Raw genomic sequence first — 2,780 nt, forward strand, 5'->3', positions numbered from 1 at the left:
GAATTGCCCTGCCCTTCGACGGCGACAAGGCGGCCGCCCTCGGCGAGCTGGTCCAGCAGCGTCACAGGGACTTCCGCGACGCTGCCGCCGACAAGGATGACGTCATAAGGCGCCTGGGCGGCATGCCCTTGCGGCAGCGCACCCTGGACGACGGTCACATTGCCGCAGCCCAGCGACGAAAGTGTCGATCTGGCGGTTTCCGCCAGCGCCGAATCACTCTCAAGCGCCACCACGGACCCGGCCAGCCGCGACAGGATGGCCGAGGCGTAGCCGGTTCCGCAACCGACATCGAGCGCCGAATCGGTCGGGTTGATCTCGGCCAGTTGGATAAGCTTGGCCAACGGGGATGCTTCCATCAGGTACCGTGCGCCGTCCGCGCCGGCGGCAATGCGGATGTCCTCGTCGATATAGGCGAGATCGCGCTGGGCGGCGCCGACAAACATCTCTCTTGGGATGACAAGCATTGCATCAAGCAGCGGCGCGCTGGTCACATCGGTGGTGCGGACCTGGCCGTCGACCATCTTGACGCGTAGTTCGGAGAAATCAGCGCTCATGTCCCAACCAATCCGCTTGCCGCGCCAGAACCGCGGTCCATTGTGTCAGGAACTTCAGGCCCCTGCGCTGCAGCGCGGGGGCCCGGGCATTGGAGGCCTCGCCCGGAATCGAACCGGGGTGCAAGGATTTGCAGTCCTCTGCGTAACCACTCCGCCACGAGGCCTCATTGCTCCCGGCGTTCCACCCGGTTCCAATAGGTTGCGGCGAAAATGCCGTCAAGCGGCCACCGTGCATTCCGAACGGTTTCCTAGCGTCAGTCCGGACGGCATCCGGCAAATCGTCGGACCGGGCCTGACCGCTCCATTAGCGGACAATTAAGCATAGCCTGCCCGGAGGAGAAACTCATCGGCGGCCCGTGCGTTGGACATGGCAGGAGGAAGAGCCATGCGCCGGACAATGGCAGCAAATACGAGTGCCTCGTCCGGCCTGTCCCTGCTACAATGCGGAGAGCTTCTGCATTACGCAATCGACCGTCTGTCCATCGAAGGTGCGGACAGCCTGTCGCCGCACGACAGGGCAAGGCTTGCCTCGGCCGCGGCGATTCTCAAGCAGATCCATGAGGCACTGGAAGAACACGCCGCCCGTTGAACACCCACCCTGCGCTATCGGCGGTCAATCGGGCCGGCGACGCCGTTCCCACCAGACGACAAAGCGACGCCGGTGACGGCGAACCATGGCGAATTCATAGGACAGCACCAGCAATCCGAGTGGAACCATCCAGAAGCCGAGGATCGGCAGGAAACCGAGGATACCGCCGATGGTCAGCAGGATGCCAATCGTGATTCTGAGCCCGCGCGAGCGCGGCATTTTGAACTCGCGCCCGAAAACGGAGATTTTCCGCGCCGGCATCTGGTTGTCTTGTGCTGTCATCGTCTCGAAAATTGACCCGTTTGATTTTTCGCAAGCATGCTGGAACCATAGCCGCCGCCGCGCTTTCGGTTCCATATCCCTGCCAAGACGGCTAATATGAGGGCAACCGTCGACGATTGCGAGAAAGGCCTGCGCGAAAAAGCCTCGGAAAAATGTGAAAAGCTTCTTTGCAAAGCCGAAAAGGGCAGCTATAGGCTGCGCCACTCACATAAGAGCATCCGTTCCCCGGTAGCTCAGTGGTAGAGCAACCGGCTGTTAACCGGTTGGTCGCTGGTTCGAATCCGGCCCGGGGAGCCAAATTTTTCAAGGCCTTGAGACGGTCAGGTCGCCCATAGGGGCTGATCTATGGCATGTCTGCAAAATCGCGATCAGCAGGTTGATTCTCAACTTGACCTGGCGCCGCTGTCCAGCGCTCTCGATGACGCCGCGGCATCGGGAAGGTTCGCGCGAGCAGGCATAAGGCCTTGCTGCGATCTCGGCGATCTTATCTCTTGTCGCCGTTCGGGTTGGGTGCCGGTGCCTCTCGCACATCTCGCGGTGGCGGGTCGACATGCTCAAGCTCGGGCGGGGCTTCTTTGTCCCGGCGTTGCACAGGTACCTTCTCCGGTGCGGGCGTCGATGGTGGCTCTTTGATCTTGCTCGGCATAACCGAGTTAACCGCCCTGCCGGTCTCTTGTTCCGTAGCGAGCAGAAAACCTGAATGCGTGGGGAACCGGGAACATCGAAGAGCGTTTTCTCGCATGCTGAAGAAGATCGCCCTCGCCGCCGTGCTGGTCCAGGTTGCCGCAGTTTCCGCTCTCATCACCCAGACGGTGCTCTTCGCGTCCACGGCCACACAGGCCGCAAACGCGCAGCCCGATGACGCAGTTGCTGTGACCGCCGAGAACGAACGGGACAAGCCGGCGCAGCCTATTGTTGCCGGTCAATGCCCAACGCGGCTTGTGGCGAGCAAGGTCTTCACGGGGAACCTGATTACGGCGCAACAATAGCTCGCCATCGACGCCGGCCATCCGTCGATCCCCCCAATTTAAGTCAGGGCGATGTGCTTGAAAGCGCAATGATTCCTGTTACTTGCGGCGCAGGGCGAGTGCGTTTGGGTTGGGCAAGAATTGGTATGATTTCATCGAATATGGAATGCCCGCGCTGTCATGGCAGCGGCAGGGTTTTCGACTGCTCCAAGTGGCACGTGTCAAACGGGCACTGCTGCCCGCAGGGAACCCATCGGGGCGGCTGCCCCGGAAAGACGGGCGCCTGCGCGGAATGCGACGGCCTTGGGACGATCGCGGAGCCTCCGCTGAGAGCCGTGGCGTAATCTGCGAGAGCGGCCCACGCCGCTGATGACGGCGCGGAGGCGC

At 61.9% G+C, this 2,780-nt stretch carries 4 protein-coding genes and 2 tRNA genes; 3 read left to right on the forward strand and 3 right to left on the reverse strand.

All coding sequences use genetic code 11. The features are described from left to right. Positions 1–554 (reverse strand): protein-L-isoaspartate O-methyltransferase (locus tag EOC06_RS30970; RefSeq protein WP_164898823.1); only part of this gene is annotated, 554 nt, incomplete at its 3' end. 90 nt (positions 555–644) lie between these two features. After that, positions 645–718 (reverse strand) — tRNA-Cys (locus EOC06_RS30975). A gap of 221 nt (positions 719–939) precedes the next feature. On the opposite strand from EOC06_RS30975, the gene EOC06_RS30980 reads away from it, so the two are divergent. Next, positions 940–1,143 (forward strand): hypothetical protein, encoded by a 204-nt coding sequence (locus EOC06_RS30980; protein ID WP_127267807.1) that lies wholly within the window; start codon positions 940–942, stop codon positions 1,141–1,143. A 24-nt stretch (positions 1,144–1,167) separates the two neighbouring features. Here EOC06_RS30980 and EOC06_RS30985 read toward each other — a convergent pair whose 3' ends face one another. Next, a complete protein-coding gene (locus EOC06_RS30985; RefSeq protein WP_024503836.1) occupies positions 1,168–1,425 on the reverse strand; it encodes a hypothetical protein in 258 nt (85 codons plus the stop codon). 222 nt (positions 1,426–1,647) lie between these two features. On the opposite strand from EOC06_RS30985, the gene EOC06_RS30990 reads away from it, so the two are divergent. Beyond that, a tRNA-Asn gene (locus tag EOC06_RS30990) sits at positions 1,648–1,722 on the forward strand. 443 nt (positions 1,723–2,165) lie between these two features. Continuing rightward, positions 2,166–2,414, forward strand: coding sequence for a hypothetical protein (locus EOC06_RS30995; RefSeq protein WP_127272210.1), 249 nt, complete (start codon positions 2,166–2,168; stop codon positions 2,412–2,414). Positions 2,415–2,780 lie beyond the last annotated feature (366 nt).

Source organism: Mesorhizobium sp. M7A.F.Ca.MR.362.00.0.0 (genome assembly GCF_004023175.1).
Taxonomy (GTDB): domain Bacteria; phylum Pseudomonadota; class Alphaproteobacteria; order Rhizobiales; family Rhizobiaceae; genus Mesorhizobium.

What these genes read in the sequence shown, in the direction of transcription:
- EOC06_RS30980 (WP_127267807.1), top strand. Translation starts at nt 940, where the DNA reads ATGCGCCGGACAATGGCAGCAAATACGAGTGCCTCGTCCGGCCTGTCC.
- EOC06_RS30985 (WP_024503836.1), bottom strand. Translation starts at nt 1,425, where the DNA reads ATGACAGCACAAGACAACCAGATGCCGGCGCGGAAAATCTCCGTTTTC.
- EOC06_RS30995 (WP_127272210.1), top strand. Translation starts at nt 2,166, where the DNA reads ATGCTGAAGAAGATCGCCCTCGCCGCCGTGCTGGTCCAGGTTGCCGCA.